This is a genomic window from Streptomyces sp. NPDC051136 (genome assembly GCF_044455745.1).
Taxonomy (GTDB): Bacteria; Actinomycetota; Actinomycetes; order Streptomycetales; family Streptomycetaceae; genus Streptomyces.
The window spans coordinates 513,319-539,540 of sequence record NZ_JBITFE010000003.1 but is presented as its reverse complement, the minus strand read 5'-3'; the positions used below and the strand labels follow the sequence as shown (position 1 = coordinate 539,540).

The following is a 26,222-nucleotide window of genomic DNA, read 5'->3' as shown; positions in this document are numbered from 1 at the left end:
CTGTCCGGGAATCAAACCTCTAACACTGGTGGCATCTTGCTCAACGTACACACCAGATCACAAGGAGTGAGTTTTCAGATACTGATAGAGAGGGCGAGCGAGCCCAGACGCCGGCCCACCTCGGTCTGCAGCCGCTGTGCCGCGGGCAGCAACCGGCCGGCCTGCTGAAGCGGCAGTGAGATGGCCATCGTCGCGGCCGTGGTGCCGACGGTGATCGGAATCGCCGCGCAGACCGTCCCCAGCGCGTACTCCTGACGCTCGGTCACCGGCGTCATCCGGCGCATGCGCTCCAGTCGCCTCATCAGGCTGTGGCTGTCGCGCACCGTGTACGGCGTGAGCGGCTGCACCGGGTAGCGGTCGAGGTGGTCGCGGCGGGCCTCCTCGTCGAGCTGGGAGAGCAGACACTGCCCGATGGCGTGCGCGTGTCCCGTCTCGCGGAAGTCCGCCCACTCCTCGACCGCCGGATTGCCCGGGGTGTCGGAGACGCACATGACGTCGATCTCGCCGTCCCGGTACATGGCGTAGTACACGGGAACGCCGATCGCGTCACGCCAGTGCGCCATGGTGTCGACCACGGTGCTGCGACGTTTCTGCTCGGCCCCGTTGCTGCTCAGCCGCTCGGCGGCCTCGCCGAGGAAGAACAGCCCCTTCTCCCGGCGCAGATAGCCCTCGTGCACCAGCGTGCGCAGGAGGTGGTAGGCCGTGGGCAGCGCCAGTCCCGTCTCGCGGGCCAGTTGTTTGGCGGGGGCTCCGTACGGGTGCTCGGCGACGCACTCGAGCAGTCGCATCGCTCGCTGTACGGAGCCGATCAGGGTCACGGAAGGCGGGTCGGCCGAGGACGGCGCGGGGGATGTCCGTGGCGTCGATCGGGGCTGCACGGGGAGGGCGTGCAGCTGAGCGAATGCGGTGTCAGCCGTGGCCAAGGGTCACTTCCGGGACGCGAGGTGGCGGTCCGTGCGGAGAACACGGGTGGGGGTGTACGCCGTCCGCGGGGTGGCCCCCGCGTGGAGTTCCGGACTCTAATCGCCGGTCACCGCTCACCACCGGCCCGCCCGGGAAACTTCCCTCGCCCGAGGGAACCGGTGGTTTCTGTTACCGCCACCGGTGCCCCGCTTGGCTCACCAGTCGCTGCGCGACGAGGAGCTGGACATGAACTTGCGTACGACGTAGATCAGTCCGCCGACGAGCGCGACGAAGATCAGCAGCTTGAACAGCAGACCGATCACGAATCCGACCACGCTGGCGATCAGCCCGCCGAACACGACCAGGGCGATGACCGGCACCGCGACCCACTTCACCCACCACGGCAGTCCCGTGAAGATCTCTCGCATCGCCGTTGCCCTTACCTTTCGGGGGAATCCTGGGAGTCCTCTGACGTCCTGCACCCGATGCTAGGGCCGCGAGCGCCACGGCAGGGGCCTCGCATCCCTTGTCTCCCCCTGACCGATCCCCTAGGGAACCCCGAGGTGGTCCTCAGCTCTCCGGCGGAGAGAACACCACCAGAACCCGCAGGTCCTCGCTGATGTGATGGAACTTGTGGGCCACCCCGGCCGGCACGTAGACCACGCTGCCGCGGGCGACCTGGGTGGTCTCTATGCCCACGGTGATCGCGGCCCGCCCGCTCACCACGAAGTACACCTCGTCCTGTGCGTGCGGCTGCTGCGGGTCGCTCGTGCCCGCGTCGAGGGCGTACAGGCCGACCGACATGTTCCGCTCCCGCAGGAACTGCAGGTAGGCACCGTCGTTGGCGGCGCGCTCCGCCTCCAGTTCGTCCAGCCGGAATGCCTTCATCGCCTCGTCCGCCCCTGCCTCACCGTTCGGGTCCGATCACGTCTGCCACGATCAGACACATGAAGAATTTCCTAGTCAAGACGATCGCCAACGCGGGCGCCCTCGCGGTCGCCGTGTGGCTGCTCGACAAGATCACCCTCACCGGGGGCAGCACCGGGGAGAAGGCCGTCACCCTGATCGTGGTCGCCCTGGTCTTCGGCCTGGTCAACATGGTGGTGAAGCCGATCGTCCAGGTGCTGACCTTCCCGCTGTTCATCCTGACCCTGGGCCTGTTCACGCTCGTGGTCAACGCGTTGATGCTGTTGCTCACCTCCTGGATGGCGGACAAGCTCGACCTGAGCTTCCACGTCGACGGGTTCTGGACCGCCGTCCTGGGCGCGCTGATCATCTCGATCGTCTCCTGGGCCCTCAACGCCTTCCTGCCCGACGGGGACTGATCCGGATGACCTACCGCGTCTGTTTCGTCTGCACGGGCAACATCTGCCGGTCCCCGATGGCCGAAGCCGTCTTCCGCGCGCGCGTGGCGGACGCGGGACTCGACGACCTGGTCGAGGCCGACAGCGCCGGCACCGGGGGCTGGCACGAGGGCGAGGGCGCCGACCCGCGCACCGTGGCCGTCCTGACCGAGAGCGGCTACGGTCTCGACCACACGGCACGCCAGTTCCAGCAGTCCTGGTTCTCCCGCCTCGACCTCGTCGTCGCCCTCGACGCCGGGCACCTGAGGGCCCTGCGGCGGCTCGCCCCCACCGAGCAGGACGCGGCCAAGGTGCGTCTGCTGCGGTCGTACGACCCCGCCGCCGACGGTGGTGACCTCGACGTTCCGGACCCGTACTACGGGGGTCAGGACGGTTTCGAGGAATGCCTTGAGATGGTGGAGGCGGCGAGCGACGGACTGCTCGCCGCGGTACGCGAACAAGTGGAAGGACGGGCGGCATGAGCGATTCCGCCACGAACGACAGCACCGGTACGGGCAGGGCGGGCCCCGCCTCCGGCCCCGGTGACGGTACGCGCGCAGTGCGGGCCGGACTGCCCGAACCCGTCAAGCACGAGCCCACCCTGCCCGGCCCGGTGTTCGCCGCCCACTTCCACCTCCCGGGCGACCCGACCGGCCCGTACACCTACGGCCGCGACGAGAACCCGACCTGGACCCACCTCGAGCGCGCCATCGGCGAGCTGGAGGATCCGGGACAGGACGGGGTGGAGACCCTCGTCTTCGCCTCGGGCATGGCCGCGATCTCCTCGGTGCTCTTCTCGCAGCTGCGCGCCGGTGACACGGTCGTCCTGCCCGACGACGGCTACCAGGTGCTGCCGCTGGCCCGCGCACAGCTGGAGGCGTACGGCATCGAGGTGCGCACCGCGCCGACCGGCGGGGACGCCCAGCTCGACGTCCTGGACGGGGCGAAGCTGCTGTGGCTGGAGACGCCGTCCAATCCGGGGCTCGACGTGTGCGACGTGCGGCGGCTGGTCGAGGCGGCACACGCGTGCGGCGCCCTGGTCGCCGTCGACAACACCCTCGCCTCACCGCTGGGGCAGCGCCCGCTGGAGCTCGGCGCCGACTTCTCGGTGGCCAGTGGCACCAAGCAGCTCACCGGCCACGGTGACGTCCTCCTCGGCTACGTGGCCGGGCGCGACGCCGCCGCGATGGCCGCCGTACGGCGCTGGCGCAAGATCGTCGGCGCGATCCCCGGGCCCATGGAGGCCTGGCTGGCGCACCGCTCGATCGCCACGCTCCAACTGCGCGTGGACCGGCAGAACGCCACCGCGCTCAGGGTGGCCGAGGCGCTGCGGGCCCGGCCCGAGATCACCGGGCTGCGGTACCCCGGACTTCCCGACGACCCGTCCCACAAGGTCGCCTCTCAGCAGATGCTGCGCTACGGCTGCGTCGTCTCGTTCACGCTGCCCTCGCGCGCGCGTGCCGATCGTTTCCTCGAGGCGCTGCGCCTGGTCGAGGGCGCGACGAGTTTCGGCGGGGTGCGGTCCACCGCGGAGCGGCGCGGGCGCTGGGGCGGCGACGCGGTGCCGGAGGGCTTCATCCGGCTCTCGGTCGGCGCGGAGGACCCCGACGACCTGGTGGCGGACCTGCTGCGGGCACTGGACGAGACGGCGGACTGACGGCGCCGCGCCGTCCCTCCGTACCGTCGCCGGCCGGTCCTTCACCCCGAAGACCCGGGGAAGGGCCGGCCGCCGGGCATCCCGATCCGGCCATCCACCGGTTCCACCGGTGCGGACGTACTTCCTGTCGGCGCGCAGGGCACGCAGACGATGCGGCACATCGCCGGGCTCACGCGTGTCGCTGCGCGCGGCCAACGGCTGGGACTGAGTCGGCGGGCTCATGAACCGGGCGCGCGTCACGATGTTTCACGTGGAACCAGCCGGGCCACATTTCTCCCATGACCGTCCGACCCGTGGTCAAGCGCACCGCTCGCGCCGTCCTGCTGGACGGCGACCACCTGATCCTGATCAAGCGGACCAAGCCCGGAGTCGACCCGTACTGGGTCACTCCCGGCGGCGGGGTCGAGCCGGACGACACCACCGTCGTGGATGCTCTGCACCGTGAGGTGTACGAGGAACTCGGCGCGAAGATCAGTGATGTGGTGCCCTGCTTCGTGGACACCGTGGAGCACATCGGCGAGGACGGTGGCGCGACCGGTGTGAAGGTGCAGCACTTCTTCGTCTGCCACCTGGAATCCATGGACCCCTCCCTGCGGCACGGCCCCGAGGTCGACGAGCCCGCCGGTGAGTACGAGATCGTCAGAGTGCCGTTCACCCGGGTCGGGATCGCCTCGGTCCACCTCGTGCCGCTGTCGTTGCGCCACTACCTGGACGGCAACATCGAGGGTGTGCGCGCAATGCACGCCCCCGACCTCGGCTGAAGAGAACGGCGTGGCCGAAAGCTCGTGTGATCTGCCGCAAAGCGGTGGACGCGGACGACCGCCGTCGGACAGCCTGACCTGCGTGCCGACACCTTTCCTCGCCTCCGCTCCGATCCGCCGTCTGACGCTCCGCGACCTCACCGCCTGCGCCGACCTCTCCGAGGACCGGGGGTGGCTCCGCGAGGAGCACAAATGGGGGTTCCTCCTCACGGCCGGAAAGGGGTACGGCATCGACGACCCCGACGGCGGTCTCGTCGCCGCCTGCACCGTCACCGAGTACGGACCGCCGGAGCGTCCCACCCTCGCCGCCATCGGCATGGTGCTCGTCGCCGAGCGGCACGCCCGCCAGGGCGTGGGCCGCCGGCTGATGCGTCACGTCGTCTCCGCTCTGGGCACCGTTCCGCTGACTCTGCACGCGACCCCGTACGGCCGGCCGCTCTACGAGGAGCTCGGCTTCAAGGTGACGGGCGGGGCGGAGATGCTGCGTGGCCGTTTCGTCCCCGGCGGACCGGAACCGAGGACCGCCACTCGCGCGGCCACCGCTGAGGACCTCGGCGCGATCCTCCGGCTCGACGAGGAGGTCTTCGGCGCCGATCGCACCCACATCGTGGCGCGGCTGCCCGCGTTCGCCGACCAACTGCGCGTCGCCGAGGCGGACGGCCGGGTCGTCGGGTACGCCGCGGCCTGGCCGAACATGGACACCCACGTCGTGGGTCCGCTGATCGCCCGTGACACCGAGACGGCCAAGGCGCTGATCGGCTCCCTCGCCGCCCGTACCGACCGCCCCCTGCGCACGGACATCGACGTGCGGCACGAGGAGTTGCTGGCGTGGGTGAAGGAGCGTGGCCTCTCCACGATCGCGCCCAACGCGGTCATGACGTACGGAATCACCGAGCTGCCCGGGGACTGGGCCCGGCGGTTCGCGCCGCTGACGGTGGCCGCGGGCTGACTTCCGCGCCCGTGCGGGACCGGCGATCGCCGGTCCCGGGCGGCCCGGGACCGGCGATCGGACGGGCGGCCGCTGCATGCCGCTGCCGTCAGGCGATGCTCTGCAGTGCGGCCGAGGCGAAGGAATGGTCCTGCTCGGGCGCGCCGCCGCCCACTCCGATCGCGCCGATCAGCCGTCCTTCACGGTGCACGGGTACACCGCCGGCGATGAACAGCAGCGGCCGGTCGAGCGCCGTGGGCAGGGTGTGGAAGGGGCCCCCGGGCTGCACGGCGTCGACGAGGTCCGCCGTGGGAGCGTTCAGCTGGAGCGCCGTGTAGGCCTTGCGTCCGCTGGTCTCCCCGGAGATCAGCACGGCACGGTCGTCACGCCGGAAGGCCAGCAGGTGACCGCCGGCATCGAGGACCGTGACGCTGACGGTGACACCGGCCGCCTCGGCGGCGTCGTGAGCGGCGGTGACGAGGGCTTCGGCGTCGTGGATCGTCAGCGGGGCGACGGCGGTGGTGCTCATGGGTCCTTCTCCTTGGTTGTGCTGAGTGGTGCGGTGCCTCGGTGATCGCCGAGGCGTCGGTGGACCAGGGCATGGGGTGAGGGACGGGCTCTGATCCCGTCCCTGGGCCCTGGCGGGTTCTTTCAGTGGTGGACGGCGGTGGCTCGCTGCTCGGCGGGCACGGAACCGACGACGACCGAGCCGGGTGTGCTCGCGCGCCGTTCCAGGGCGGCGGAGAAGACGGCGAGGACGAGGGCGGCGGCGGCGAGAGCGGCGCCGACCCAGTTGGGGGCGGTGTAGCCGAAGCCCGCGGCGATGACGACGCCCCCGAGCCAGGCGGAGAGCGCGTTGCCGAGGTTGAAGGCACCGATGTTCACCGCGGAGGCCAGCGTCGGGGCGCCGTGTGCGTGGTCCAGGACGCGCTTCTGCAGCGGCGGGACGGTGGCGAAGCCCAGGGCGCCGATCAGGACGACGGTCACGGCAGACGCGATCTTGTCGTGCGCGGTGAGGGTGAAGAGGGCGAGGACGACGGCCAGCGCACCCAGGGAGATGTACAGCATGGGCATCAGGGCGCGGTCGGCGAACCTGCCGCCGACGAGGTTGCCGCCGACCATGCCGAGGCCGAAGAGGACGAGCAGCCAGGTGACCGAGCCGTCGGCGAAGCCCGCGACGTGGGTCATCATCGGCGCGATGTAGGTGATGGCCGCGAAGACTCCGCCGAAGCCGAGAACGGTCATGGCCATCGCGAGCAGGACCTGGGCGTTCTTGAACGCCGCCATTTCGTCACGCAGCCGCACTCCCTCGGCCCTGGGCACATCGGGGACCAGCTTGGCGACTCCGGCCAGGCCGACGACCCCGAGCGCGGCGACGACCGCGAAGGTGACGCGCCAGCCGGCGGACTGCCCGATCAGCGTTCCCAGCGGGACTCCGACGACATTGGCGACGGTCAGGCCGGTGAACATCATCGCGATCGCGCCGGCCTTCTTGTGCGGGGCGACCAGACCGGCCGCGACGACGGAACCGATGCCGAAGAAGGCGCCGTGGGCGAGTGAGGCGACCACGCGGCCGATCAGCATGACGGAGAACACGGGGGCGACGGCGGAGAGCAGGTTGCCGACGATGAACAGACCCATCAGCAGCATCAGCATCCGCTTGCGCGGGACCTTGGTGCCGAGCACGGTCATCAGCGGGGCGCCGGCCATCACGCCGAGCGCGTAGCCGGTCACCAGATAGCCGGCGGTGGGGATGGAGACCCCGTAGTCGCTCGCGACCTCGGGCAGCAGGCCCATGATCACGAATTCCGTCGTTCCGATCCCGAAGGCCCCGATCGCGAGGGCCAGAAGCGCGAGAGGCATGGAGGGTGACACCTTCCCAGAAGATTGCAGGAGCGCTTTGCGTTCGCCCACAATAATTGCACACGCGGGATACTTGCAAACGAGGGCAATTGCGCAGCTGGTCTACCCTGGTCTGAGGCGCTCCTGGACGGAGGAATCACATGACAGCGACGGATCCCGCGCTCACCGCTCTCTCCCAGGGCTGGTGCGCCCTCTCCCTGCTGCACGGGAGGATCGAGGCGCACATCGAGCGCGCGCTGCAGACCGGGCACGACCTGAGCGTCCGTGAGTACTCCCTGCTCGACGTGCTCAGCCGACAGCACGACGGCGACGGGGGACATCTGCAGATGAAGCAGGTCGCCGACGCCGTCGTCCTCAGCCAGAGCGCGACCACCAGGCTGGTCACCCGGCTCGAGGACCGGGGCCTGCTGGAGCGCTACCTGTGCCCCACCGACCGGCGCGGCATCTACACCAACGTCACCGCGTCGGGCCTGCAGCTGCTGAACGAGGCACGGCCCACCAACGACACCGCGCTGCGCGAGGCTCTCGACGCGGCGGCCGTGAACCCCGACCTGGCCCCGCTGGTCCGGGCCGTGGAGACCCTGAAGGCGCCGGTGCCCGCTTGAGCGGTTCTAGAGTGCGGGCATGGAAGATCTTGAGATACGGCCCACCACCGTCGAGGACATTCCGGCGGTCGTCGCGATGCTCGCCGACGATCCGCTGGGCGCGCAGCGTGAGTCACCGGATGATCTGGCTCCGTACCGGACCGCTTTCGAACGCCTCAGCTCCGACCCGAACCAGCACCTGGTGGTGGCCGTCCGCGACGGCCGTGTCGTCGGGACGCTCCAGCTGACGATCGTCCCCGGACTGTCCCGGCGCGGCGCGACCCGTTCGATCATCGAAGGCGTACGTATCCACGGCGACGAACGCGGCAGTGGACTGGGTACGCAGCTCATCGAGTGGGCGGTCGACGAGTCCCGGCGGCAGGGATGCCACCTGGTGCAGCTCACGTCCGACAAGACCCGTACCGACGCCCACCGCTTCTACGAGCGCCTGGGGTTCTCGGCCTCGCACACGGGCTTCAAGCTCCAGCTCTGAGCAACGGCTCCCTGGCACAGCGGCAACAGGTACGTGACCCTGTTTCACGTGAAACAGGGTCACGTACGGCCTGAGGACCGTCAGCCGATCCCCCGCCAGCCCTCCGGGTGCACTCCGCCGGGCACCGCATCGCCCTCTTCGTACGGCTGGCGCGTGAAGACGAAGGACCCGAGGTCCAGATGGCTCACCGTTCCGTCGGGACGCCTCACCGCTCGCAGCAGCTCACCTGCGTAATACCCCTCCAGACCTGTCCAGGTGCCGTCCCCGTTCACCCGGAAACGTGACCGGCGACCCTGGCCCGACAGTGGCCCCAGCGAGACCCCGCCGTCCGACGTCAGCCGCAGGGCGAAAGCCTGCGTGCCCCAGTACCACTGCCCCGCCAACTCCAGTACCGACGGATCGACCTCGGGCAACGGACGCCACGGTGCGGGGATCCGGGGTTCCGCCTCGGCGACGATGCGCACCAGGTCGGCCCCGAGCCCGCCGATCAACGGCCCCGAGGTGCAGTTGGTCAGCACCACCGCGGCCACGTCGTCCTCCACGCCGATGGTGAGGTTCGCCAGGAAGCCCGGAAGTGACCCGGAGTGCCCCACGAGCAGCCGCCCGTCCCGGTGCTGCAGCTGCAGCCCCAGTCCGTACGCCGCACCGTCCACGACGTCCGAGGCCTCGGCCGGCGCGGCGGGCGCCCGCATCTCCCGCACGGTCTCCGCGCCGAGCACCCTGTCGTCTCCCTGCGTGAGAAAGACCGCGAACCGCGCCAGGTCCCCGGTGGTGGACCAGAGCTGACCGGCCGGAGCCATCCTGCCGAGATCCTCCACGGGCTCGGCCAGCATCACATCGGCCCATGGATGCACCGCCCAGCCTCCGGCATGCGGGGCGCTGGGCCTGGTGGCCGTACGCTCCAACCCCAGCGGTTCCAGCACCTCCCGCCGCAGGACGTCCTCCCACGCCGCACCGCGCACCTTCTCGATCAGCGCGCCGAGCAGGGTGTACCCGGGGTTGGAGTAGTGGTGCCGACGGCCCACCGGGTGCAGGAGCGGCCGCTCACCCAGTACGTCTGCCAGCTCGGGCCGCAGCGAGCCCGGTGTCCGCTCCCACCAGGGCCCGGGCGACTCGGCCGCCAGCCCGCCCGCGTGCGCGAGCAGGTGGGCGATCGTGGCCTCCCCGGCCCCGGTGCCCGGCAGGTGCTTCTCCAGCGGGTCCCCGAGGTCGAGCACGCCCTCGTCGCGCAACCGCAGGACGAGGACCGCGGTGAACGTCTTGGTGATCGAGCCGATCCGGTACTGCACGTTCTCGTCCGGGCCGTGTCCGTCGACCGAGCTCCGCGCACCGTGCCACACGGTCCGCCCGCCCCGGACCACCGCCGCGACGAGCGACGGCGTCCGCCCTTCGGCCTGGGCCACGGCGATCCGGTGCGTCAGCGCCCGGCGGGTGCCGGGCAGCAGCTCTTCCTGAGGTGTCGTCATGCGACCAGTCCACCGGCCGGGGCAGCTCACGTCGAGCCGATTTCCCCGTGGCGCCCAACCGGGTCAGAGAGTCTTGACCGTACCTCCGTCGATGACGTGGTCGGCGCCCGTGATGTTCCCCGCGACGTCGGAGAGGAGGAACACGATCAGGGCCGCCACCTCGTCGGGCTCGGTGATGCGACCGGTGGTGATCCCGAACGCTTGGGGAATCTGCTGGAGGAACGTGGCGTGTTCCACGCCGGCTCCGGCCGCCACCTTGCCGCCGAAGCCCTCGGGGTCCTCCCAGATGGAGGTGCGCACCACTCCGGGAGAGACGCTGTTCACCCGGACGCCCTGAGGCCCGAACTCCTCTGCCAGGGACTTGCCCAGCGCGGCCAGAGCCGCCTTGGCCGCGCTGTAGGCGACCGGACCGGCAGCAGGCAAGCGGGAGTTGATGGACGAGACGTTCACGATCGATCCTCGGCGTTCGATCAGGCTGGGCAGGGCCGCGCGGGTGGCCCGGACGGCACTGAGCAGGTTGATGTCGAAGACACGGGTCCACTGCGTGTCGTCGGTGTCGAGGAAACCGACGGGTTCCACGTCGTCACCGCCACCGACGTTGTTCACCAGGAGATCGATCCCGCCCAGTTCGACGAGGGCGCTCTCCATGAGATCGGCGACGCCGCGGGCTGTGCTGAGGTCGGCCGACACCGTGTACGCGCCGGTTTCCTTCAGCTCCGACGTGATGGTGCGGGCAGCGCCCACGACGCGGACGCCCTCGGCGGTCAGGGCCCGGACGGTGGCCAGGCCGATGCCTCGGCCGGCCCCGGTGACGACGGCTGACTTGGAAGTGAGGTTGAGATCCACGACGCTCCAGTTCTTGAACTGTGGGTACAAAATGTGGGTACGGAAAACTACGTGCACAGCGGTTCTGCCGGCCGGATCAGAGAGAGTCGACCGTCGCGTCGATCACCCGGACGAGCCGGTCGGGACCCTCGGCGACGCGCGCCATGAGCCGCAGGCCCACCACCGTGTTGAGCAGCATGCTCCCCACGGCGACGGGATCGCGGTCGGGCGCGATCTCGCCGGAGCGCCGGCCTTCCTCGATCAGCGCACGGAAGGCGTCCTCGGTTCGGTCGAGCATGCGCCGGACGAGTTCGGTCGCCACTTCGTCCGTCGCGGCGAGTTCCGCCGCCGCGTTCACCGCCATGCAGCCCCGGCGGTCCGGGTCGGCGAGGTCCATGTCCACGAGGAACTCAAGCGCGCCGCGCAGCCGCGCCTTGACCGGGCCCCCCTCCCCGATCAGCGCCACCAGAGCAGCGGCCTGACTGTCCCGGTAGCGGCGGAGCGCCCGCTCGTACAGGGCGTGCTTGCTCCCGAAGGTGTTGTAGAGACTGCCCTTGCCGATGCCGAGCGCGTCGACGAGGTCCTGAGGAGTGGTGCCCGCGTATCCCTTGCGCCAGAACACGTCCATGGCTTGCTCGACGGCGACGTCCGGATCGAACTGCTTGGGCCTTCCCATGGGTCGAACCTAGCATCCTTTTGGACCTGCGAGTCAAGAAAGAGCGGGATCCTTCGTCCCACCCGACGTCCCCCGGCGAGAACCGGTCCGGCCGACCGTCAGGTCTGTGCCATGTCGACGAAGCGCGAGTAGTGGCCCTGGAAGGCGACCGTGATCGTCGCCGTCGGGCCGTTACGGTGCTTGGCCACGATCAGGTCCGCCTCACCCGCGCGCGGCGACTCCTTCTCGTAGGCGTCCTCGCGGTGCAGCAGGATGACCATGTCGGCGTCCTGCTCGATCGAACCGGACTCACGCAGGTCGGAGACCATGGGCTTCTTGTCGGTGCGCTGTTCGGGACCTCGGTTCAGCTGGGAGAGCGCGATGACCGGGATTTCCAGCTCCTTGGCGAGGAGCTTGAGGTTACGGGACATGTCCGAGACCTCCTGCTGCCGGCTCTCGGCGCGCTTGGACCCGCCGGACTGCATCAGCTGGAGGTAGTCGATGACGACCAGCTTGAGGTCGTTGCGCTGCTTGAGGCGGCGGCACTTGGCACGGATCTCCATCATCGACAGGTTCGGGGAGTCGTCGATGTAGAGCGGGGCGGCGGACACGTCGGGCATCCGGCGTGCGAGCCGGGTCCAGTCGTCGTCCGTCATCGTGCCCGACCGCATGTGGTGCAACGCGACACGGGCCTCGGCGGACAGCAGACGCATCGCGATCTCGTTGCGGCCCATCTCGAGCGAGAAGATCACGCTGGGCAGGTTGTTCTTGATCGACGCGGCCCGTGCGAAGTCGAGTGCGAGGGTCGACTTGCCCATCGCGGGGCGGGCGGCGATGACGACCATCTGGCCGGGGTGCAGTCCGTTGGTCAACGAATCGAAGTCCGTGAAACCCGTCGGCACACCGGTCATCTCGCCGCTGCGCGAACCGATCGCCTCGATCTCGTCGAGGGCGCCCTCCATGATGTCGCCGAGCGGCAGGTAGTCCTCACTGGTGCGCTGCTCGGTGACGGCGTAGATCTCGGCCTGGGCGCGGTTGACGATCTCGTCGACGTCGTCGTCGGCCGCGTATCCCATCTGGGTGATCCGGGTGCCGGCTTCCACCAGGCGGCGCAGGACTGCCCGCTCGTGCACGATCTCCGCGTAGTACGCGGCGTTCGCGGCAGTCGGCACGGTCTGGACGAGGGTGTGCAGGTACGAGGCACCGCCGACCTTGTTGATCTCACCGCGTTTGGTGAGTTCGGCGGCGATGGTGATGGGGTCGGCGGGCTCGCCCTTGGCGTAGACGTCGAGGATGGCCTGGTAGACCGTCTCGTGGGCCGGCTTGTAGAAGTCGTGTCCCTTGAGGATTTCGACGACGTCGGCGATGGCGTCCTTGGACAGGAGCATGCCGCCGAGGACCGACTGCTCGGCATCCAGGTCCTGGGGCGGCACCCGCTCGAACGACGGGCCGCCGCCGTCCCACCCGCCGCTGTCGGATCCGCGCTCGTGCTGCTCGTCACGGCTGCGGCCCCCCTCGCCGCGGCGGCGGGAAGCAGGCAGACGATCACTTGGGCCGCTGTCGGCCCACGGGTCGTCCAAGGGCTCGGAAATGCTCACCGAGCCACCTCCTCCCGTCCGCCCGGCGGACCTCGCCGTGCCTGTCATTTCTACGGCACGGCACTGACAAATAGGACGCCCAACTCCGGTTCTGGCGCGTCGGTTTTGTGATGGTTCACCAGCCGACGGACGGAGTGGGCGCCGGACAACCGTAGGCCCGCGGGCACCGTCAGCCAATCTGGTTATCCACAGGGCATGTGGACGACCGGCCAGATGCTGTGGAGAACCGCGCCAAACCTGTGCACGACCCGGTGGACAGCCCTGTGAACAAGCCCGCAGAATCACCCACGGAGCTAGTCTGAGCTGCACGTTTACCGTCCACTGCCTGTGCAGAAGAAAAACTTGGCCGGTCAGACCAAGATCGATGCGAGCCCTGCCCAGAAGTGCACGGCGCGAGACAGGCCGTAAGGGTTACTGAGGCTTTGCATCTCTTACCTGTGGAAGATTAGATTGGTGCTCATGACACAGGCCCCTGCGCGTACGCGGACCGCCCGGCGCCGGCACGACCGAGAGATCGTCGCGCTGGCCGTCCCGGCCTTCGGCGCGCTCGTCGCCGAGCCTCTGTTCGTCATGGCCGACAGTGCCATCGTCGGCCATCTCGGCACCGCTCAGCTCGCCGGACTCGGCATCGCCTCGGCCCTGCTCACCACGGCCGTCAGCATCTTCGTCTTCCTCGCCTACGCCACCACGGCCGCCGTCTCCCGGCGCGTCGGCGCGGGCGATCTGCAGGCGGCGATCCGCCAGGGCATGGACGGTATCTGGCTGGCCCTGCTGCTCGGCACGGCCGTCATCGCGGTCGTTCTGCCCACGGCCCCCTCCCTCGTGGAACTCTTCGGCGCCTCCGACACCGCGGCTCCCTTCGCCACCACCTATCTGCGTATCTCGTCCCTCGGTATCCCGGCCATGCTCGTCGTGCTGGCCTCGACCGGTGTCCTGCGGGGTCTGCAGAACACCAGGACCCCGCTCTACGTGGCCGTGGCCGGTTTCGTCGCCAACGCCGTGCTCAATGTCGCACTCGTCTACGGTGCCGGACTCGGCATCGCGGGCTCCGCCTGGGGCACCGTCGTCGCGGCATGGCCGCGGTCTACCTGTGGGTGGTCATTCGCGGAGCCCGCCGCCACGGCGCCTCCCTGCGGCCGGACCTGGTCGGCATCGGGGCCTCCGCCCAGGCCGGCATGCCGCTGCTCGTCCGCACGCTCTCCCTGCGGGCGATCCTCATGATCGCTACGGCGGTGGCGGCCCGCCTCGGCGACGCCGACATCGCGGCACATCAGATCATCCTGTCCCTGTGGAGCCTGCTCGCCTTCGCCCTCGATGCCATCGCGATCGCCGGGCAGGCCATCATCGGCCGGTATCTCGGAGCGGACGACGCCCAGGGGGCGCGCGACGCCTGTCGCAGGATGGTGGAGTGGGGCGTCGCGGTCGGGGTCGTACTGGGTCTGCTCGTGGTGCTGTCCCGGCCGGTTTTCCTTCCCCTGTTCACCGGCGACTCCGTGGTCAAGGACACCGCACTGCCCGCACTGGTGATCGTGGCTGTCGCCCAGCCGATCTGCGGAGTGGTCTATGTCCTGGACGGTGTCCTCATGGGTGCGGGCGACGGCCCTTATCTTGCCTGGGCCATGCTGCTGACCCTGGCGATCTACACACCCGCGGCGCTGCTCGTCCCTGTGCTCGGCGGCGGACTCACCGCCCTGTGGGCGGCGATGACGCTGATGATGGTGATGCGTCTGGCGACGCTGTGGCTGCGTACACGATCGGGACGCTGGATCGTCACGGGCGCGACGCGCTGACCCGTTTCACGTGAAACACGACGTTCCGCGTTGAGCACGGCTTCGGATACGGACACGAAGAAGGGCCGCATTCCCTTTCGGGAGTGCGGCCCCTCTCATCGCTTCAGCGAGAGCAGTGCTCAGGCAGCGACAACCTCGATGCTGACCTTGGCGTCAACCTCGGGGTGCAGACGCACGGACGTCTCGTGAGCGCCCAGGGTCTTGATCGGCGAGCCCAGCTCGATGCGGCGCTTGTCGACCTCGGGGCCACCGGCGGCCTTGATCGCCGAAGCGACGTCGGCCGGGGTGACGGAGCCGAAGAGACGACCGGCGTCGCCGGAGCGGACGGCCAGACGGACCTTCACACCCTCGAGCTGGGCCTTCACCTGGTTGGCCTGCTCGATGGTCTGGATCTCGTGGATCTTGCGAGCACGACGGATCTGCTCGACGTCCTTCTCGCCACCCTTGGTCCAGCGGATCGCGAACTTCCGCGGGATCAGGTAGTTGCGAGCGTAGCCGTCCTTGACGTCGACGACGTCGCCCGCGGCACCGAGGCCGGAGACCTCGTGGGTAAGGATGATCTTCATGTTTCGGTCACCCTTCCCTTATCGCGCGGTGGAGGTGTAGGGCAGCAGCGCCATCTCACGGCTGTTCTTCACGGCCGTGGCGACGTCACGCTGGTGCTGAGTGCAGTTGCCGGTCACGCGGCGGGCACGGATCTTGCCGCGGTCGGAAATGAACTTCCGCAGCATGTTCGTGTCCTTGTAGTCCACGTACGTGACCTTGTCCTTGCAGAATGCGCAGACCTTCTTCTTCGGCTTGCGCACAGGCGGCTTAGCCATGATGTTTCTCCTGTGTGATCAAGAAGTGTGGGTGGAGCCCGCCTAGAAGGGGGGCTCGTCCGAGTAGCCGCCACCGCCGCCGGAGCCGCCGCCCCAGCCGCCGCCGCCCTGCTGACCGCCGCCCTGCTGGCCACCGGCGGGAGCGCCGGTCGCCCAGGGGTCGTCGGCGGGAGCGCCGCCGCCCTGCTGGCCGCCGCCGGGGCCGCCGCCCCAGCCGCCGCCACCCTGGCCGCCACCGCCACCGCCGCCGTAGCCGCCCTGGCCTCCGCGGCCCTGGCCCGAGGTCTTGGTGACCTTGGCCGTGGCGCTGCGAAGGCTGGCGCCGACCTCGTCGACGTCCAGCTCGTAGACCGTGCGCTTGACGCCCTCACGGTCCTCGTAGGACCGCTGCTTCAGCCGGCCCTGCACGATGACGCGCATGCCTCGCTGGAGCGACTCGGCGACGTTCTCCGCCGCCTGGCGCCAGACCGAGCAGGTGAGGAACAGGCTCTCGCCGTCCTTCCACTCGTTGGTCTGGCGGTCGAAGGTGCGGGGAGTCGACGCGACGCGGAACTTCGCGACGGCCGCACCGGACGGGGTGAAGCGCAGCTCGGGGTCGTCGACAAGATTGCCGACGACCGTGATGACGGTCTCGCCTGCCATGGGGAACCTCTCGGCGGGTTTGCTGCTCTGGCTGCTTGGTTGCTGCTACTCGAATCCCGGGATCAGCTGAGCGGGATGGCTCAGTGGGTCTCGGGACGGAGGACCTTGGTCCGGAGGACCGACTCGTTCAGGTTCATCTGGCGGTCGAGCTCCTTGACGACCGCAGGCTCGGCCTGCAGGTCGATGACCGAGTAGATGCCCTCGGGCTTCTTCTTGATCTCGTACGAGAGACGACGACGGCCCCAGGTGTCGACCTTCTCGACCTTTCCGCCGCCGTCACGGACGACAGAGAGGAAGTTCTCGATCAGCGGGGAGACAGAGCGCTCCTCGAGATCGGGGTCGAGGATGACCATCACCTCGTAGTGACGCATGTGGAACCCACCTCCTTTGGACTCAGCGGCCACGGTCGTTCCGTGGCAGGAGGGTTGCGATGCGTTCGCACCGGCATCAACGAGTAAACCAGGACCCACTGACAATCGGACCGCCTCCAGGGAGGAGGCCCGGCCGTGGATGGCAGAAGACACCAGTGCAGAACGTACAGAGTACCCGGCGACCGGCTTGCGGTTGAAATCCGGCTGTGAGGGGACACAATCGGTACTCAGCGGATGTGAGGGCGACGACACACTGCCTTCGGCAGGAGGTTCCCCATGGCACAGATCATGCGACCCGCCAAGCCCCGGACCGGCCTGCTGGCCACCGACGGCAAATCGCACCCCCTCCAGGACACCCTGCTGGCCGTGACGCTGGTGCTCGGGGTGCTCGCCCTCGCCACCGCGAGTTTCCGGGGGCTGCACGTCCTGACCTCCTGGGCGGGCCTGCTCGGTGTGCTGACCGGCGGATACGGCCAGTACGTCTCCGTGACGACCCGAGAGCGCTTCGGCCTGGTGCTGGGTCTCGGCGCCTGCGCGCTCGGTCTGTTCTTCGGCATCTACCACGGCGGGCTCGTCGGCTGAACCCGTCCGGCGACCGCCCGCCGGACACCCCTTGCGGCCGTACGCCGGACGGGGCGCTCACAGGGCGCAGTAGGCTTCGCGCGAGAGCCGGAGCCCCTGTACCCATGGGGACACACCAGCCCGAGGAGCGCCCCGAATGAGCCTGACCCTGAGGACCATCAGCCGCGAGCAGCATCTGGCCTACATCCAGAGCCTGCCGGCGGCCAGTCACATGCAGGTCCCGGCGTGGGCGGACGTGAAGGCGGAATGGCGCTCGGAGAACCTCGGCTGGTTCGACGAGCGGACCGGTGAGCTGGTCGGCGTGGGCCTCGTCCTCTACCGGCAGCTGCCCAAGATTAAGCGCTACCTCGCCTACCTCCCCGAGGGCCCGGTCATCAACTGGTTCGCGCCGAACCTCCAGGACTGGATGGAGCCGATGCTGGCGCACCTGAAGCAGCAGGGCGCCTTCTCCGTGAAGATGGGCCCGCCGGTGATCATCCGGCGCTGGGACGCGACGTCCATCAAGAAGGGCATCCAGGACCCCGACGTCAAGCGCCTGCGGGACATAGAGGCGGACCACATCGAGCCGCGCGCCTTCGAGGTGGCCGACAAGCTGCGCCGGATGGGCTGGCAGCAGGGCGAGGACGGCGGCGCCGGCTTCGGTGACGTCCAGCCCCGTTACGTCTTCCAGGTGCCGCTGGCCAACCGCTCCCTGGAAGAGGTCCACAAGAACTTCAACCAGCTGTGGCGCCGCAACATCAAGAAGGCCGAGAAGGCCGGTGTCGAGGTCGTCCAGGGCGGCTACCACGACCTCGAGGAGTGGCAGCGCCTGTACGAGATCACGGCCGTGCGCGACCGCTTCCGGCCGCGCCCGCTGTCGTACTTCCAGCGCATGTGGGCCGCCCTCAACAACGAGGACCCCAACCGCATGCGGCTGTACTTCGCCCGGCACAACGGGGTGAACCTGTCGGCGGCGACCATGCTGGTCGTCGGCGGGCACGTCTGGTACTCCTACGGCGCCTCCGACAACATCGGCCGCGAGGTCCGGCCGTCGAACGCCATGCAGTGGGCCATGCTCCGCGACTCCTACGCGCTCGGCGCCACCGTCTACGACCTGCGCGGCATCTCCGACTCACTGGACGAGAGCGACCACCTCTTCGGGCTGATCCAGTTCAAGGTGGGCACGGGCGGTCAGGCGGCCGAATACCTCGGCGAGTGGGACTTCCCGCTGAACAAGCTGCTCCACAAGGCGCTCGACATCTACATGTCGCGCCGCTGACCGACAGCCCCTCCCCGATCCGCACCTCTGACAGCCACGAGAAAGGTTCCAGGTCCGGCCATGGCGCTCACGCTCTACGTCGACACCGCGCGCTGGCGGGCGCACCACAAGCACGTGCAGGAGCAGTTCCCCGGGCTGGTCCCGGTCTGCAAGGGCAACGGCTACGGATTCGGTCACGAGCGGCTGGCGGAGGAGGCCACGCGGCTGGGCTCGGACGTACTGGCCGTCGGCACCACCTACGAGGCCGCTCGCATCAAGGACTTCTTCGGGGGTGACCTGCTGGTCCTCACCCCGTACCGCCGCGGTGAGGAACCCGTTCCGCTGCCCGACCGGGTGGTGCGTTCGGTGTCGTCCATCGACGGCGTGTACGGCCTGGTGGGCGCGCGCGTGGTCATCGAGGTGATGTCCTCGATGAAGCGGCACGGCATCAGCGAGCAGGACCTGCCGCAGCTGCACGCCGCCATAGAGAACGTCCGGCTGGAGGGCTTCGCCATCCACCTGCCCCTGGACCGCACCGACGGCTCGGACGCCGTCGAGGAGGTCATCGGCTGGATGGACCGGCTGCGCGCCGCCCGGCTCCCGCTGCACACCATGTTCGTCAGCCATCTCAAGGCCGACGAGCTGGCCCGGCTCCAGCAGCAGTTCCCGCAGACCCGCTTCCGCGCCCGCATCGGCACCCGGCTGTGGTTGGGGGACCACGAGGCCACCGAGTACCGCGGCGCCGTCCTGGACGTCACGCGCGTCGCCAAGGGGGAGCGTTTCGGCTACCGGCAGCAGAAGGCGGCCTCCGACGGCTTTCTGGTGGTCGTGGCGGGCGGTACGTCGCACGGGGTGGGGCTGGAGGCCCCGAAGGCGCTGCACGGCGTGATGCCGCGCGCCAAGGGCGTCGCCCGGGCCGGTCTCGCCACGGTCAACCGCAACCTCTCCCCGTTCGTCTGGAGCGGCAAGCAGCGCTGGTTCGCTGAGCCGCCGCACATGCAGGTGTCGATCCTGTTCGTTCCCTCGGACGCGGCGGAGCCCAAGGTGGGGGACGAGCTGGTGGCGCATCTGCGGCACACCACCACGCAGTTCGACCGCATCCTCGACCGCTAGCGAGCGTCCGCAGGACGCGAAAGGCCGTACCCGGGGTCCTGTGGCCCTCGGGTACGGCCTTTCGCGCGTTCACTCAGAGCGAACTGCCCGGCTGCCGGCTCCTGCCCCAGTGCACCCGTGTCTCCTCGTGATGGGCCGCGGGCGGCTCGGTCCGGGCCGCCGGGCCCAGGACGAAGACGTCCTCCGCGCCGTCCAGCACCCCGCCCGACGGGTCGTCGTCGCCCGTCCGCCGCACCGGGTCCCGGTCCGGCCTCAGGATGTCGCGCACGACCATGGCACAGAGGAACAGCGTCCCCAACAGGTGCAGGCCGATGGCCCAGTGGTAGCCGTCCGTCGGCAGTCCCTTGTGGGCGTCGCCGCTGGTGGTGTAGGCGAGATACATCCAGATGCCGAGGAAGTAGGCCACCTCGCACGCCTGCCAGATCAGGAAGTCCCGCCACTTGGGCCGGGCCAGGGCGGCGAGCGGCACCAGCCAGAGCACGTACTGCGGTGAGTAGACCTTGTTGGTGAGGATGAACGCCGCGACGATCAGGAAGGCGAGCTGCGCGAGCCGCGGCCGCCGCGGAGCGGTCAGCGTCAGCGCCGCGACGGCACCGCAGCACAGCAGCATCAGAAGCGTGGCGAGGGTGTTGACGGTTTCGGTGCTGAGCGGGTTGTCGGAGTTCTGGGCCAGGAGCAGCCAGAGGGACCCGAAGTCCACGCCCCTCTCCTGGCTGAACGTGTAGAACTTCGACCAGCCGTCGAAGGCGTAGAGCATCACCGGAAGGTTCACCACGAGCCAGGCGACGACCGCGCCTACCAGTGCCGTTCCGAACGCCCGCCACTTGCCCGCACGCCAGCACAGGACGAGGAGGGGGCCGAGGATCAGGAAGGGGTAGAGCTTGGCGGCCGTGGCCAGGCCCAGCAGCACGCCGAAGGCCAGCGGGCGCTCCCGGGACCACATGAGGAGGGCGGCGGCCGTCAGGGCGACCGCCAGCAGGTCCCAGTTGACGGTGGCCGTCAACGCGAAGGCGGGCGCCAGGGCGACCAGCAGACCGTCCCAGGGGCGCCGGGTATGCGTACGGGCCACGCAGACGGCGATGACGGCCGCACAGACCATCAGCATTCCGGCATTGACCATCCAGTACCACTGCTCCTGGTCCTGGATGGTGCCGCTGCCCGGCGTGAGCCAGGACGCGATCTCCATGAACAGGCCGGTCAGCACGGGGTACTCCAGGTACTCCATGTCGCCGGGGAGCTTCTCGAAGTACGGCACGAGCCCGTCGACGAATCCGCGTCCCTGATAGAGGTGCGGGATGTCCGAGTAGCACGCGTGCGTGTACTGGGAGCTGGCGCCGAAGAACCAGGCACCGTTGTAACACGGGGCCTTCTGGACCAGTCCGAGGACGAACATGCCGATCGCCACGAGTGCGATCACCCGCACGGGGGTCCACCAGGACGTGCCCAGCAGGGCACGCCGACCCACCGGGCCGCCGATCAGCTCGCTGCCGGCCGCGGCGACCGAGTCCTCTCTGGTCGGCCGCACCGGGTCCGGCTCGTGCACGCTCGCTGGCGTCGATTCTGCACTGGGCATGGGGCACATCCTGCCGTACGCACCTGGGGACAGGCCGGGGCCGCCGCACCCTCGTGGATACGGCGGCCCCTGTTTCACGTGAAACTTGCGGGTGTTTCACGTGAAACACCCCTGCTTGCGGCGGTGCGGCTAACCGTTCGCGCCCCAGATGCTGTTTCCGCGACTTGTTCCGTTGTCGCCCTCTTCCCCTGTTTCGCTGGTTGTGGGTGAGGGTGATCCGCTGCCCTCCGAGCCGCCTGGGCCGTTGCCCCCGTTGCCGTTGCCGGCGTTCTCCCCGTCGTCGCAGTTCCACTCGAAGACCCCGCACGTATTGGTCGGCGCGGAAGGCGAGGGAGCGGTCTGCGTGTCGCTCGGCGTCGGCGTCGGCGACGGGCTGGCCTCTTCGGTCTCGGAAGCCGAGGGGGAGGGGGAGGGCGTGGGAGTCGGCGACGGGGTGTCGTTGATGACCTCGCCGATGGGCTCCGGCTCCGGGAACTTCTCCACCTTCATGCCCTTCATCGCGTCCGACATGTAGTCCTGCCAGATCGTGGACGGGAACGAGGCGCCGTGGATCTTCTCCTCACCACCCGTTCCGTACATCTCCAGGAACGTGCGGTTCTTGATGGTCTCGTCGTCCGGGTACCGGTACATGCTGATCGCGGTCGACAGCTGCGGGGTGTACCCGACGAACCAGGCGGACTTGTTGCCGTCCGTGGTACCGGTCTTGCCGGCCACCTCCCGGCCGGGCAGCTGGGCGTTGGTGCCCGTTCCCTTCTCGACGACGGTCTTCAGGACGTCCGTGACGTTGTCCGCGACCTTCGCGGTGAAGGCCTGCTTCTCCTCGACCTTGTGCGTGTAGATCGGACCGTCCTTGTTCGTCACCTTCGTGACGGAGTACGGCTCGCGCTGCTTGCCGCTGTCGGCGAAGGTGGCGTACGCGCCCGCCATGCGGATGGCGCTCGGGTCCGAGACACCGATGGAGAAGGACGGGTAGCCGGAGCCGGCCAGGCTGTCCTCCAGAAGCCCCGCGTCGACGGCGGACTCTTTCACCTTGTCCAGGCCGACATCCATGCCGAGCTGCACGAAGGCGGAGTTCACCGACTCCCGCATCGCCTCACGGAGATCGATCTTGTAGTCCGGCGGGGAACCGACGCTGTCCTTGCCGTCATTCTCCTGGCGCCACTGCTCGCCCTTCTCGTTCTCCCAGATCGACCCGTCATAGTTGTTGATCTTGAGGTTGTTCTTGCCGCTGTAGAGGCTCTTCGGGGAGACGACGGTGCGCTCGTCCTGGGCCTGGACCTCACCGAGGTCCGGGTCGCGCACACCCCACTTCATCGCCGCGGCGAGCACGAACGGCTTGAACGTGGAACCGACCTGGGCGCCGGTGACATCGGCGTTGTTGGTGAAGTGCTTGGTGGCGTCCTCGCCACCGTAGATGGCCTTGATCGCCCCGGTCTTGGTGTCGATGGACGCCCCGCCGAACTGGACGTGCGTGTCCTTCTCGGGACGCTTCTTGGGGTCGATCTTGTCCTTGTAGACCTTCTGCACCGACTTCTCGAGCTCGTCGACCTTCTTCTTGTCGAAGGTCGTGTAGATCGAGTAGCCGCCCTTCTCCAGCTGCTGCTCCGACACCTTGCCGCTCTTGAGCACGGAGGCCTTGGCGAGCCTGACGAGGTAGCCGATCTGGCCGCCCAGCTTCGCGTTCGACTGCGGGTTCTGCGTGCTGGGGAGTTCGGTGTACTTGGCCCGTTCCGACTGACTCAGATGCCCGTACTCCACCATCTTGTCGAGGGTGTCCTGCATCTGGGAGTGAGCCCGCTTCTGGTTGGCCTGGGGCGTGGCCCCCACCGGGTCGATCGAGACCGAACCCGCCGGGTCGAAGTAGGTGGCGCCCTTGAGCATCGCCGAGAGGAAGGCGCACTGCCCCGGGTTGAGGTCGACGGCGTCGACGTTGAAGTACGCGCGGGCGGCGGCCTGGATGCCGTAGGCGCCGCGGCCGTAGTAGGCGGAGTTCAGGTAGCCCGCGAGGATCTTGTCCTTGGGCTCTTCGGCCCCGACCTTGATCGAGACGAAGATCTCCTTGACCTTGCGGGAGACCGTCTGCGACTGGTCGTTCAGCATCGCGTTCTTCACGTACTGCTGGGTGATGGTGGACCCACCTTGGGTCTCTCCGCCCTTGGCCATGTTGAACACGGCGCGGGCGATGCCCTTGGGGTCGATGCCGCTGTCCGAGTAGAACGTCTTGTTCTCCTGGGAGATGACGGCGTAACGCATCTCCTTGGGGATCTGCGAGAGGTTGACGTTCTGGCGGTTGCGGTCACCGCCCGTGGCCACCATCTGGGTGTTGTCGGCCCAGTAGTAGACGTTGTTCTGCGCCACGGCGGAATCGTCGACGACGGGGACGCTCACCATGGCGTACGCGAGGCCTGCGGCGCCGACCAGGCAACCGAAGAACGCGATGCACAGCCCGGAGGCGAGCCTCCAGGAGGGCATCCAGCGGCGCCACCCGTCCTTGTCGTGGCGCGGGTAGTCGATCATCCGCTTCTTGCCGGGCGAGGCCGCCCGGCCGCGCCCCGGCCCCGTCGCGCCTCCGGGGGCCCCTCGCCGGCCACCGCGGCCCGGCTCGGCCGCTCTGCGACGGCCGCCCCCGCTCCGCTGCGCCGCGCGCCGCGCTTCGGCGCGGCTGCCGTACGGACGCTCCTCGTCCTGCGCACCGTAGGAGGCAGACGGAGACTCTGTGGCGCCTCGCGGTGCCGCACGGCGGCCGGAGGACGAGCCGGACTGACCGCGTCGGGCCGCGGCACGTCCGCCTCCCTGCGGCGGCGGCGGTTTGCGACGGTGCTCGCTCATCGAACGACTACTCCTCGGGCAGGCGCACCTTTGCGCGCCTGGTAAAGGCGGCTGGTTTCCGGTCCCCCCGAAGTACGGATGCGGCCCCTTCCGCATTCACCCGTACTGCACCGGGGACAGGGACGCTCCCAGACGTCACTCGGTTCCCGGTGGTTCGCATGGCGCACACACTACGCACCGTCAAAACCCCCGAGGCTCGAAGTTCACCTCAAATCAGGCAACTTGCTCGCGATGAATCCCTGATGTGATCCCGTTCACCAGTTCACCTCTTGTCGCACGCCGAAGCTCGTTCTATCGTGCTGATGTATCGAGTCGATACATCAGCGCGGCATAAAGGCGAGAGGAGGCGACGATGAGCCGGAGATCCGGCATCCTCGAGTTCGCCGTACTCGGCCTGCTCCGCGAGTCCCCGATGCACGGCTACGAGCTGCGTAAACGGCTCAACACGTCACTGGGAGTGTTCCGGGCCTTCAGCTACGGGACGCTCTACCCCTGCCTCAAGACGCTGGTCACCAACGGCTGGTTGATCGAGGAGCCCGGTAACGTCGACGAGGCCGCCGCGTCCCTCACCGGACGCCGCGCCAAGATCGTCTACCGGTTGACGGCCGATGGTAAGGAACATTTCGAGCAGCTCCTCTCCCAGACGGGCCCGGACGCGTACGACGACGAGACCTTCGCCGCTCGGTTCGCGTTCTTCGGGCAGACGTCGCGTGACGTGCGCATGCGCGTGCTCGAGGGCCGGCGCAGCCGGCTGGAGGAGCGCCTGGAGAAGATGGGGGCCTCCCTGGCCCGCACCCGGGAGCGACTCGACGACTACACGCTTGAGCTCCAGCGCCACGGAATGGAGTCCGTGGAGCGCGAAGTGCGCTGGCTGAACGAGCTCATCGAGAGTGAGCGGGCGGGACGGGACCTGAGGGGTTCCGCCGCCGAGGGGACCGCTCAACAGGACACGACATCTGGAGCGACGGGCGGCCTGCCCCGGCCGGGAGACGACTCCCGGCCGGATACGCCCGGCGACACCGCCACGTGAGCGCCCAGTCAGGGCCTCACTCGTACACACAGGGAGCAACCGGAATGGGTTCGGTTCGCGTAGCCATCGTCGGTGTGGGCAACTGCGCCGCATCGCTGGTGCAGGGCGTCGAGTACTACAAGGACGCCGACCCGGCGGCCAAGGTCCCCGGCCTGATGCACGTCCAGTTCGGCGACTACCACGTCAGCGACATCGAGTTCGTCGCCGCCTTCGACGTGGACGCCAAGAAGGTCGGTCTGGACCTGGCGGACGCCATCGGCGCCTCCGAGAACAACACCATCAAGATCTGCGACGTGCCGAACAGCGGCGTCCAGGTCCAGCGCGGCCACACGTACGACGGTCTCGGCAAGTACTACCGCCAGACCATCGAGGAGTCCGCCGAGGCGCCGGTCGACATCGTCCAGGTCCTCAAGGACAAGCAGGTCGACGTCCTCGTCTGCTACCTGCCCGTCGGTTCCGAGGACGCGGCGAAGTACTACGCCCAGTGCGCCATCGACGCCAAGGTCGCGTTCGTCAACGCCCTCCCGGTCTTCATCGCCGGCACCAAGGAGTGGGCGGACAAGTTCACCGAGGCGGGCGTCCCGATCGTCGGTGACGACATCAAGTCGCAGGTCGGCGCCACCATCACGCACCGCGTCATGGCGAAGCTGTTCGAGGACCGCGGCGTCGTCCTGGACCGCACGATGCAGCTGAACGTCGGCGGCAACATGGACTTCAAGAACATGCTCGAGCGCGAGCGCCTGGAGTCCAAGAAGATCTCCAAGACGCAGGCCGTGACCTCCCAGATCCCCGACCGCGACCTGGGTGCGGACAACGTCCACATCGGCCCGTCCGACTACGTCGCCTGGCTGGACGACCGCAAGTGGGCCTACGTCCGCCTCGAGGGCCGCGCCTTCGGTGACGTCCCGCTGAACCTGGAGTACAAGCTCGAGGTCTGGGACTCCCCGAACTCGGCCGGTGTCATCATCGACGCCCTGCGCGCCGCGAAGATCGCCAAGGACCGCGGCATCGGCGGCCCGATCCTGTCGGCGTCGAGCTACTTCATGAAGTCCCCGCCGGTCCAGTACTTCGACGACGAGGCCCGCGCCAACGTCGAGAAGTTCATCGCGGGCGAGGTCGAGCGCTGAGAAGCCGCTGACCCCGGTCTGCCGAGGGTCC

Annotated in this window: 27 protein-coding genes and 1 pseudogene; 13 read left to right on the top strand and 15 right to left on the bottom strand. The window is 68.9% G+C overall.

All coding sequences use genetic code 11. The features are described 5' to 3' along the window. Nucleotides 1-74: 74 nt before the first annotated feature. From ACIBCJ_RS11680 to ACIBCJ_RS11670, 3 genes are all read right to left on the bottom strand, one after another. Entirely contained in the window at nucleotides 75-812 is a 738-nt protein-coding gene (locus tag ACIBCJ_RS11680; protein WP_365979644.1) for a helix-turn-helix domain-containing protein, read from the bottom strand. A gap of 306 nt (nucleotides 813-1,118) precedes the next feature. Then, on the bottom strand, nucleotides 1,119-1,331 hold the full coding sequence (locus tag ACIBCJ_RS11675; protein WP_133889977.1) for a DUF5326 family protein: 213 nt from the start codon (nucleotides 1,329-1,331) through the stop codon (nucleotides 1,119-1,121). 142 nt (nucleotides 1,332-1,473) lie between these two features. Then, a complete protein-coding gene (locus ACIBCJ_RS11670; protein ID WP_365979510.1) occupies nucleotides 1,474-1,791 on the bottom strand; it encodes a cupin domain-containing protein in 318 nt (105 codons plus the stop codon). 59 nt (nucleotides 1,792-1,850) lie between these two features. On the opposite strand from ACIBCJ_RS11670, the gene ACIBCJ_RS11665 reads away from it, so the two are divergent. From ACIBCJ_RS11665 to ACIBCJ_RS11645, 5 genes are all read left to right on the top strand, one after another. Further along, nucleotides 1,851-2,228 carry a phage holin family protein gene (locus ACIBCJ_RS11665; RefSeq protein ID WP_365979509.1) on the top strand — a complete coding sequence of 126 codons (378 nt, stop codon included), beginning with the start codon at nucleotides 1,851-1,853 and terminating at the stop codon, nucleotides 2,226-2,228. Nucleotides 2,229-2,233: 5 nt separating this feature from the next. After that, nucleotides 2,234-2,728 (top strand): low molecular weight protein-tyrosine-phosphatase, encoded by a 495-nt coding sequence (locus ACIBCJ_RS11660; protein ID WP_362508343.1) that lies wholly within the window; start codon nucleotides 2,234-2,236, stop codon nucleotides 2,726-2,728. After that, nucleotides 2,725-3,903, top strand: coding sequence for a cystathionine gamma-lyase (locus ACIBCJ_RS11655; protein WP_362100218.1), 1,179 nt, complete (start codon nucleotides 2,725-2,727; stop codon nucleotides 3,901-3,903). The genes ACIBCJ_RS11660 and ACIBCJ_RS11655 overlap by 4 nt, the downstream gene beginning before the upstream one ends. Nucleotides 3,904-4,181: 278 nt before the next feature. After that, nucleotides 4,182-4,664 carry an NUDIX domain-containing protein gene (locus tag ACIBCJ_RS11650; RefSeq protein ID WP_133889981.1) on the top strand — a complete coding sequence of 161 codons (483 nt, stop codon included), beginning with the start codon at nucleotides 4,182-4,184 and terminating at the stop codon, nucleotides 4,662-4,664. 82 nt (nucleotides 4,665-4,746) lie between these two features. Further along, nucleotides 4,747-5,613 (top strand): GNAT family N-acetyltransferase, encoded by an 867-nt coding sequence (locus ACIBCJ_RS11645; RefSeq protein WP_365979508.1) that lies wholly within the window; start codon nucleotides 4,747-4,749, stop codon nucleotides 5,611-5,613. Between the two features lie 88 nt (nucleotides 5,614-5,701). Here ACIBCJ_RS11645 and ACIBCJ_RS11640 read toward each other — a convergent pair whose 3' ends face one another. Next, complete coding sequence (locus ACIBCJ_RS11640; RefSeq protein ID WP_133889983.1) at nucleotides 5,702-6,121, bottom strand: heme-binding protein; 420 nt, start codon at nucleotides 6,119-6,121, stop codon at nucleotides 5,702-5,704. A 122-nt stretch (nucleotides 6,122-6,243) separates the two neighbouring features. Continuing rightward, complete coding sequence (locus tag ACIBCJ_RS11635) at nucleotides 6,244-7,455, bottom strand: MFS transporter (RefSeq protein WP_365979507.1); 1,212 nt, start codon at nucleotides 7,453-7,455, stop codon at nucleotides 6,244-6,246. 140 nt (nucleotides 7,456-7,595) lie between these two features. On the opposite strand from ACIBCJ_RS11635, the gene ACIBCJ_RS11630 reads away from it, so the two are divergent. After that, entirely contained in the window at nucleotides 7,596-8,060 is a 465-nt protein-coding gene (locus tag ACIBCJ_RS11630) for a MarR family transcriptional regulator (RefSeq protein WP_362100231.1), read from the top strand. A 19-nt stretch (nucleotides 8,061-8,079) separates the two neighbouring features. Beyond that, entirely contained in the window at nucleotides 8,080-8,532 is a 453-nt protein-coding gene (locus ACIBCJ_RS11625) for a GNAT family N-acetyltransferase (RefSeq protein WP_362508334.1), read from the top strand. Nucleotides 8,533-8,612: 80 nt separating this feature from the next. On the opposite strand, the gene ACIBCJ_RS11620 is transcribed toward ACIBCJ_RS11625, so the two are convergent. From ACIBCJ_RS11620 to dnaB, 4 genes are all read right to left on the bottom strand, one after another. Continuing rightward, nucleotides 8,613-9,998 (bottom strand): serine hydrolase domain-containing protein, encoded by a 1,386-nt coding sequence (locus ACIBCJ_RS11620; protein WP_365979506.1) that lies wholly within the window; start codon nucleotides 9,996-9,998, stop codon nucleotides 8,613-8,615. Between the two features lie 63 nt (nucleotides 9,999-10,061). Further along, nucleotides 10,062-10,844 carry an oxidoreductase gene (locus ACIBCJ_RS11615; protein ID WP_365979505.1) on the bottom strand — a complete coding sequence of 261 codons (783 nt, stop codon included), beginning with the start codon at nucleotides 10,842-10,844 and terminating at the stop codon, nucleotides 10,062-10,064. 76 nt (nucleotides 10,845-10,920) lie between these two features. Next, entirely contained in the window at nucleotides 10,921-11,499 is a 579-nt protein-coding gene (locus tag ACIBCJ_RS11610; RefSeq protein WP_362100242.1) for a TetR/AcrR family transcriptional regulator, read from the bottom strand. Between the two features lie 98 nt (nucleotides 11,500-11,597). Then, entirely contained in the window at nucleotides 11,598-13,076 is a 1,479-nt protein-coding gene (gene dnaB / locus ACIBCJ_RS11605; protein ID WP_133889988.1) for a replicative DNA helicase, read from the bottom strand. A 459-nt stretch (nucleotides 13,077-13,535) separates the two neighbouring features. Here dnaB and ACIBCJ_RS11600 point away from each other — a divergent pair. Further along, a pseudogene (locus tag ACIBCJ_RS11600) lies at nucleotides 13,536-14,866 on the top strand (MATE family efflux transporter). Between the two features lie 119 nt (nucleotides 14,867-14,985). On the opposite strand, the gene rplI reads toward ACIBCJ_RS11600, so the two are convergent. The 4 genes from rplI to rpsF form a co-directional block, all read right to left on the bottom strand. After that, entirely contained in the window at nucleotides 14,986-15,432 is a 447-nt protein-coding gene (gene rplI / locus ACIBCJ_RS11595; protein WP_003975023.1) for a 50S ribosomal protein L9, read from the bottom strand. 18 nt (nucleotides 15,433-15,450) lie between these two features. After that, entirely contained in the window at nucleotides 15,451-15,687 is a 237-nt protein-coding gene (gene rpsR / locus ACIBCJ_RS11590) for a 30S ribosomal protein S18 (protein WP_003949403.1), read from the bottom strand. Nucleotides 15,688-15,729: 42 nt separating this feature from the next. After that, nucleotides 15,730-16,329: a single-stranded DNA-binding protein gene (locus ACIBCJ_RS11585; protein ID WP_362100252.1), complete on the bottom strand. Its 600-nt coding sequence runs from the start codon at nucleotides 16,327-16,329 to the stop codon at nucleotides 15,730-15,732. An 80-nt stretch (nucleotides 16,330-16,409) separates the two neighbouring features. Continuing rightward, on the bottom strand, nucleotides 16,410-16,700 hold the full coding sequence (gene rpsF, locus ACIBCJ_RS11580; protein WP_019324683.1) for a 30S ribosomal protein S6: 291 nt from the start codon (nucleotides 16,698-16,700) through the stop codon (nucleotides 16,410-16,412). Nucleotides 16,701-16,976: 276 nt separating this feature from the next. On the opposite strand from rpsF, the gene ACIBCJ_RS11575 reads away from it, so the two are divergent. The 3 genes from ACIBCJ_RS11575 to ACIBCJ_RS11565 all read left to right on the top strand — a co-directional run bounded on the left by ACIBCJ_RS11575 (nucleotide 16,977) and on the right by ACIBCJ_RS11565 (nucleotide 19,632). Next, a complete protein-coding gene (locus ACIBCJ_RS11575) occupies nucleotides 16,977-17,282 on the top strand; it encodes a hypothetical protein (RefSeq protein WP_133889991.1) in 306 nt (101 codons plus the stop codon). Nucleotides 17,283-17,418: 136 nt separating this feature from the next. Next, nucleotides 17,419-18,540, top strand: a complete 1,122-nt coding sequence (gene femX / locus ACIBCJ_RS11570) for a peptidoglycan bridge formation glycyltransferase FemX (RefSeq protein ID WP_365979504.1) — start codon at nucleotides 17,419-17,421, stop codon at nucleotides 18,538-18,540. 60 nt (nucleotides 18,541-18,600) lie between these two features. After that, nucleotides 18,601-19,632: an alanine racemase gene (locus tag ACIBCJ_RS11565; RefSeq protein ID WP_030180845.1), complete on the top strand. Its 1,032-nt coding sequence runs from the start codon at nucleotides 18,601-18,603 to the stop codon at nucleotides 19,630-19,632. A 73-nt stretch (nucleotides 19,633-19,705) separates the two neighbouring features. Here ACIBCJ_RS11565 and ACIBCJ_RS11560 read toward each other — a convergent pair whose 3' ends face one another. Both ACIBCJ_RS11560 and ACIBCJ_RS11555 read right to left on the bottom strand, forming a co-directional pair. Continuing rightward, nucleotides 19,706-21,214 carry a glycosyltransferase 87 family protein gene (locus ACIBCJ_RS11560; protein WP_365979503.1) on the bottom strand — a complete coding sequence of 503 codons (1,509 nt, stop codon included), beginning with the start codon at nucleotides 21,212-21,214 and terminating at the stop codon, nucleotides 19,706-19,708. 120 nt (nucleotides 21,215-21,334) lie between these two features. Next, nucleotides 21,335-23,722: a transglycosylase domain-containing protein gene (locus ACIBCJ_RS11555; protein ID WP_362100264.1), complete on the bottom strand. Its 2,388-nt coding sequence runs from the start codon at nucleotides 23,720-23,722 to the stop codon at nucleotides 21,335-21,337. 664 nt (nucleotides 23,723-24,386) lie between these two features. On the opposite strand from ACIBCJ_RS11555, the gene ACIBCJ_RS11550 reads away from it, so the two are divergent. Together ACIBCJ_RS11550 and ACIBCJ_RS11545 are read left to right on the top strand one after the other, a co-directional pair. Further along, nucleotides 24,387-25,064, top strand: a complete 678-nt coding sequence (locus ACIBCJ_RS11550; RefSeq protein WP_362100267.1) for a PadR family transcriptional regulator — start codon at nucleotides 24,387-24,389, stop codon at nucleotides 25,062-25,064. 44 nt (nucleotides 25,065-25,108) lie between these two features. After that, complete coding sequence (locus tag ACIBCJ_RS11545) at nucleotides 25,109-26,191, top strand: inositol-3-phosphate synthase (RefSeq protein WP_362100270.1); 1,083 nt, start codon at nucleotides 25,109-25,111, stop codon at nucleotides 26,189-26,191. Nucleotides 26,192-26,222: the final 31 nt, after the last annotated feature.

Coding starts and splice junctions, on each gene's coding strand:
- ACIBCJ_RS11550 (WP_362100267.1), top strand. CDS start 24,387: ATGAGCCGGAGATCCGGCATCCTCGAGTTCGCCGTACTCGGCCTGCTC.
- ACIBCJ_RS11640 (WP_133889983.1), bottom strand. CDS start 6,121: ATGAGCACCACCGCCGTCGCCCCGCTGACGATCCACGACGCCGAAGCC.
- ACIBCJ_RS11575 (WP_133889991.1), top strand. CDS start 16,977: ATGGCACAGATCATGCGACCCGCCAAGCCCCGGACCGGCCTGCTGGCC.
- ACIBCJ_RS11625 (WP_362508334.1), top strand. CDS start 8,080: ATGGAAGATCTTGAGATACGGCCCACCACCGTCGAGGACATTCCGGCG.
- ACIBCJ_RS11655 (WP_362100218.1), top strand. CDS start 2,725: ATGAGCGATTCCGCCACGAACGACAGCACCGGTACGGGCAGGGCGGGC.
- rplI (WP_003975023.1), bottom strand. CDS start 15,432: ATGAAGATCATCCTTACCCACGAGGTCTCCGGCCTCGGTGCCGCGGGC.
- ACIBCJ_RS11555 (WP_362100264.1), bottom strand. CDS start 23,722: ATGATCGACTACCCGCGCCACGACAAGGACGGGTGGCGCCGCTGGATG.
- ACIBCJ_RS11630 (WP_362100231.1), top strand. CDS start 7,596: ATGACAGCGACGGATCCCGCGCTCACCGCTCTCTCCCAGGGCTGGTGC.
- rpsR (WP_003949403.1), bottom strand. CDS start 15,687: ATGGCTAAGCCGCCTGTGCGCAAGCCGAAGAAGAAGGTCTGCGCATTC.
- ACIBCJ_RS11585 (WP_362100252.1), bottom strand. CDS start 16,329: ATGGCAGGCGAGACCGTCATCACGGTCGTCGGCAATCTTGTCGACGAC.
- rpsF (WP_019324683.1), bottom strand. CDS start 16,700: ATGCGTCACTACGAGGTGATGGTCATCCTCGACCCCGATCTCGAGGAG.
- ACIBCJ_RS11610 (WP_362100242.1), bottom strand. CDS start 11,499: ATGGGAAGGCCCAAGCAGTTCGATCCGGACGTCGCCGTCGAGCAAGCC.
- ACIBCJ_RS11665 (WP_365979509.1), top strand. CDS start 1,851: ATGAAGAATTTCCTAGTCAAGACGATCGCCAACGCGGGCGCCCTCGCG.
- ACIBCJ_RS11670 (WP_365979510.1), bottom strand. CDS start 1,791: ATGAAGGCATTCCGGCTGGACGAACTGGAGGCGGAGCGCGCCGCCAAC.
- femX (WP_365979504.1), top strand. CDS start 17,419: ATGAGCCTGACCCTGAGGACCATCAGCCGCGAGCAGCATCTGGCCTAC.
- ACIBCJ_RS11635 (WP_365979507.1), bottom strand. CDS start 7,455: ATGCCTCTCGCGCTTCTGGCCCTCGCGATCGGGGCCTTCGGGATCGGA.
- ACIBCJ_RS11650 (WP_133889981.1), top strand. CDS start 4,182: ATGACCGTCCGACCCGTGGTCAAGCGCACCGCTCGCGCCGTCCTGCTG.
- ACIBCJ_RS11560 (WP_365979503.1), bottom strand. CDS start 21,214: ATGTGCCCCATGCCCAGTGCAGAATCGACGCCAGCGAGCGTGCACGAG.
- ACIBCJ_RS11565 (WP_030180845.1), top strand. CDS start 18,601: ATGGCGCTCACGCTCTACGTCGACACCGCGCGCTGGCGGGCGCACCAC.
- ACIBCJ_RS11660 (WP_362508343.1), top strand. CDS start 2,234: ATGACCTACCGCGTCTGTTTCGTCTGCACGGGCAACATCTGCCGGTCC.
- ACIBCJ_RS11675 (WP_133889977.1), bottom strand. CDS start 1,331: ATGCGAGAGATCTTCACGGGACTGCCGTGGTGGGTGAAGTGGGTCGCG.
- ACIBCJ_RS11620 (WP_365979506.1), bottom strand. CDS start 9,998: ATGACGACACCTCAGGAAGAGCTGCTGCCCGGCACCCGCCGGGCGCTG.
- ACIBCJ_RS11545 (WP_362100270.1), top strand. CDS start 25,109: ATGGGTTCGGTTCGCGTAGCCATCGTCGGTGTGGGCAACTGCGCCGCA.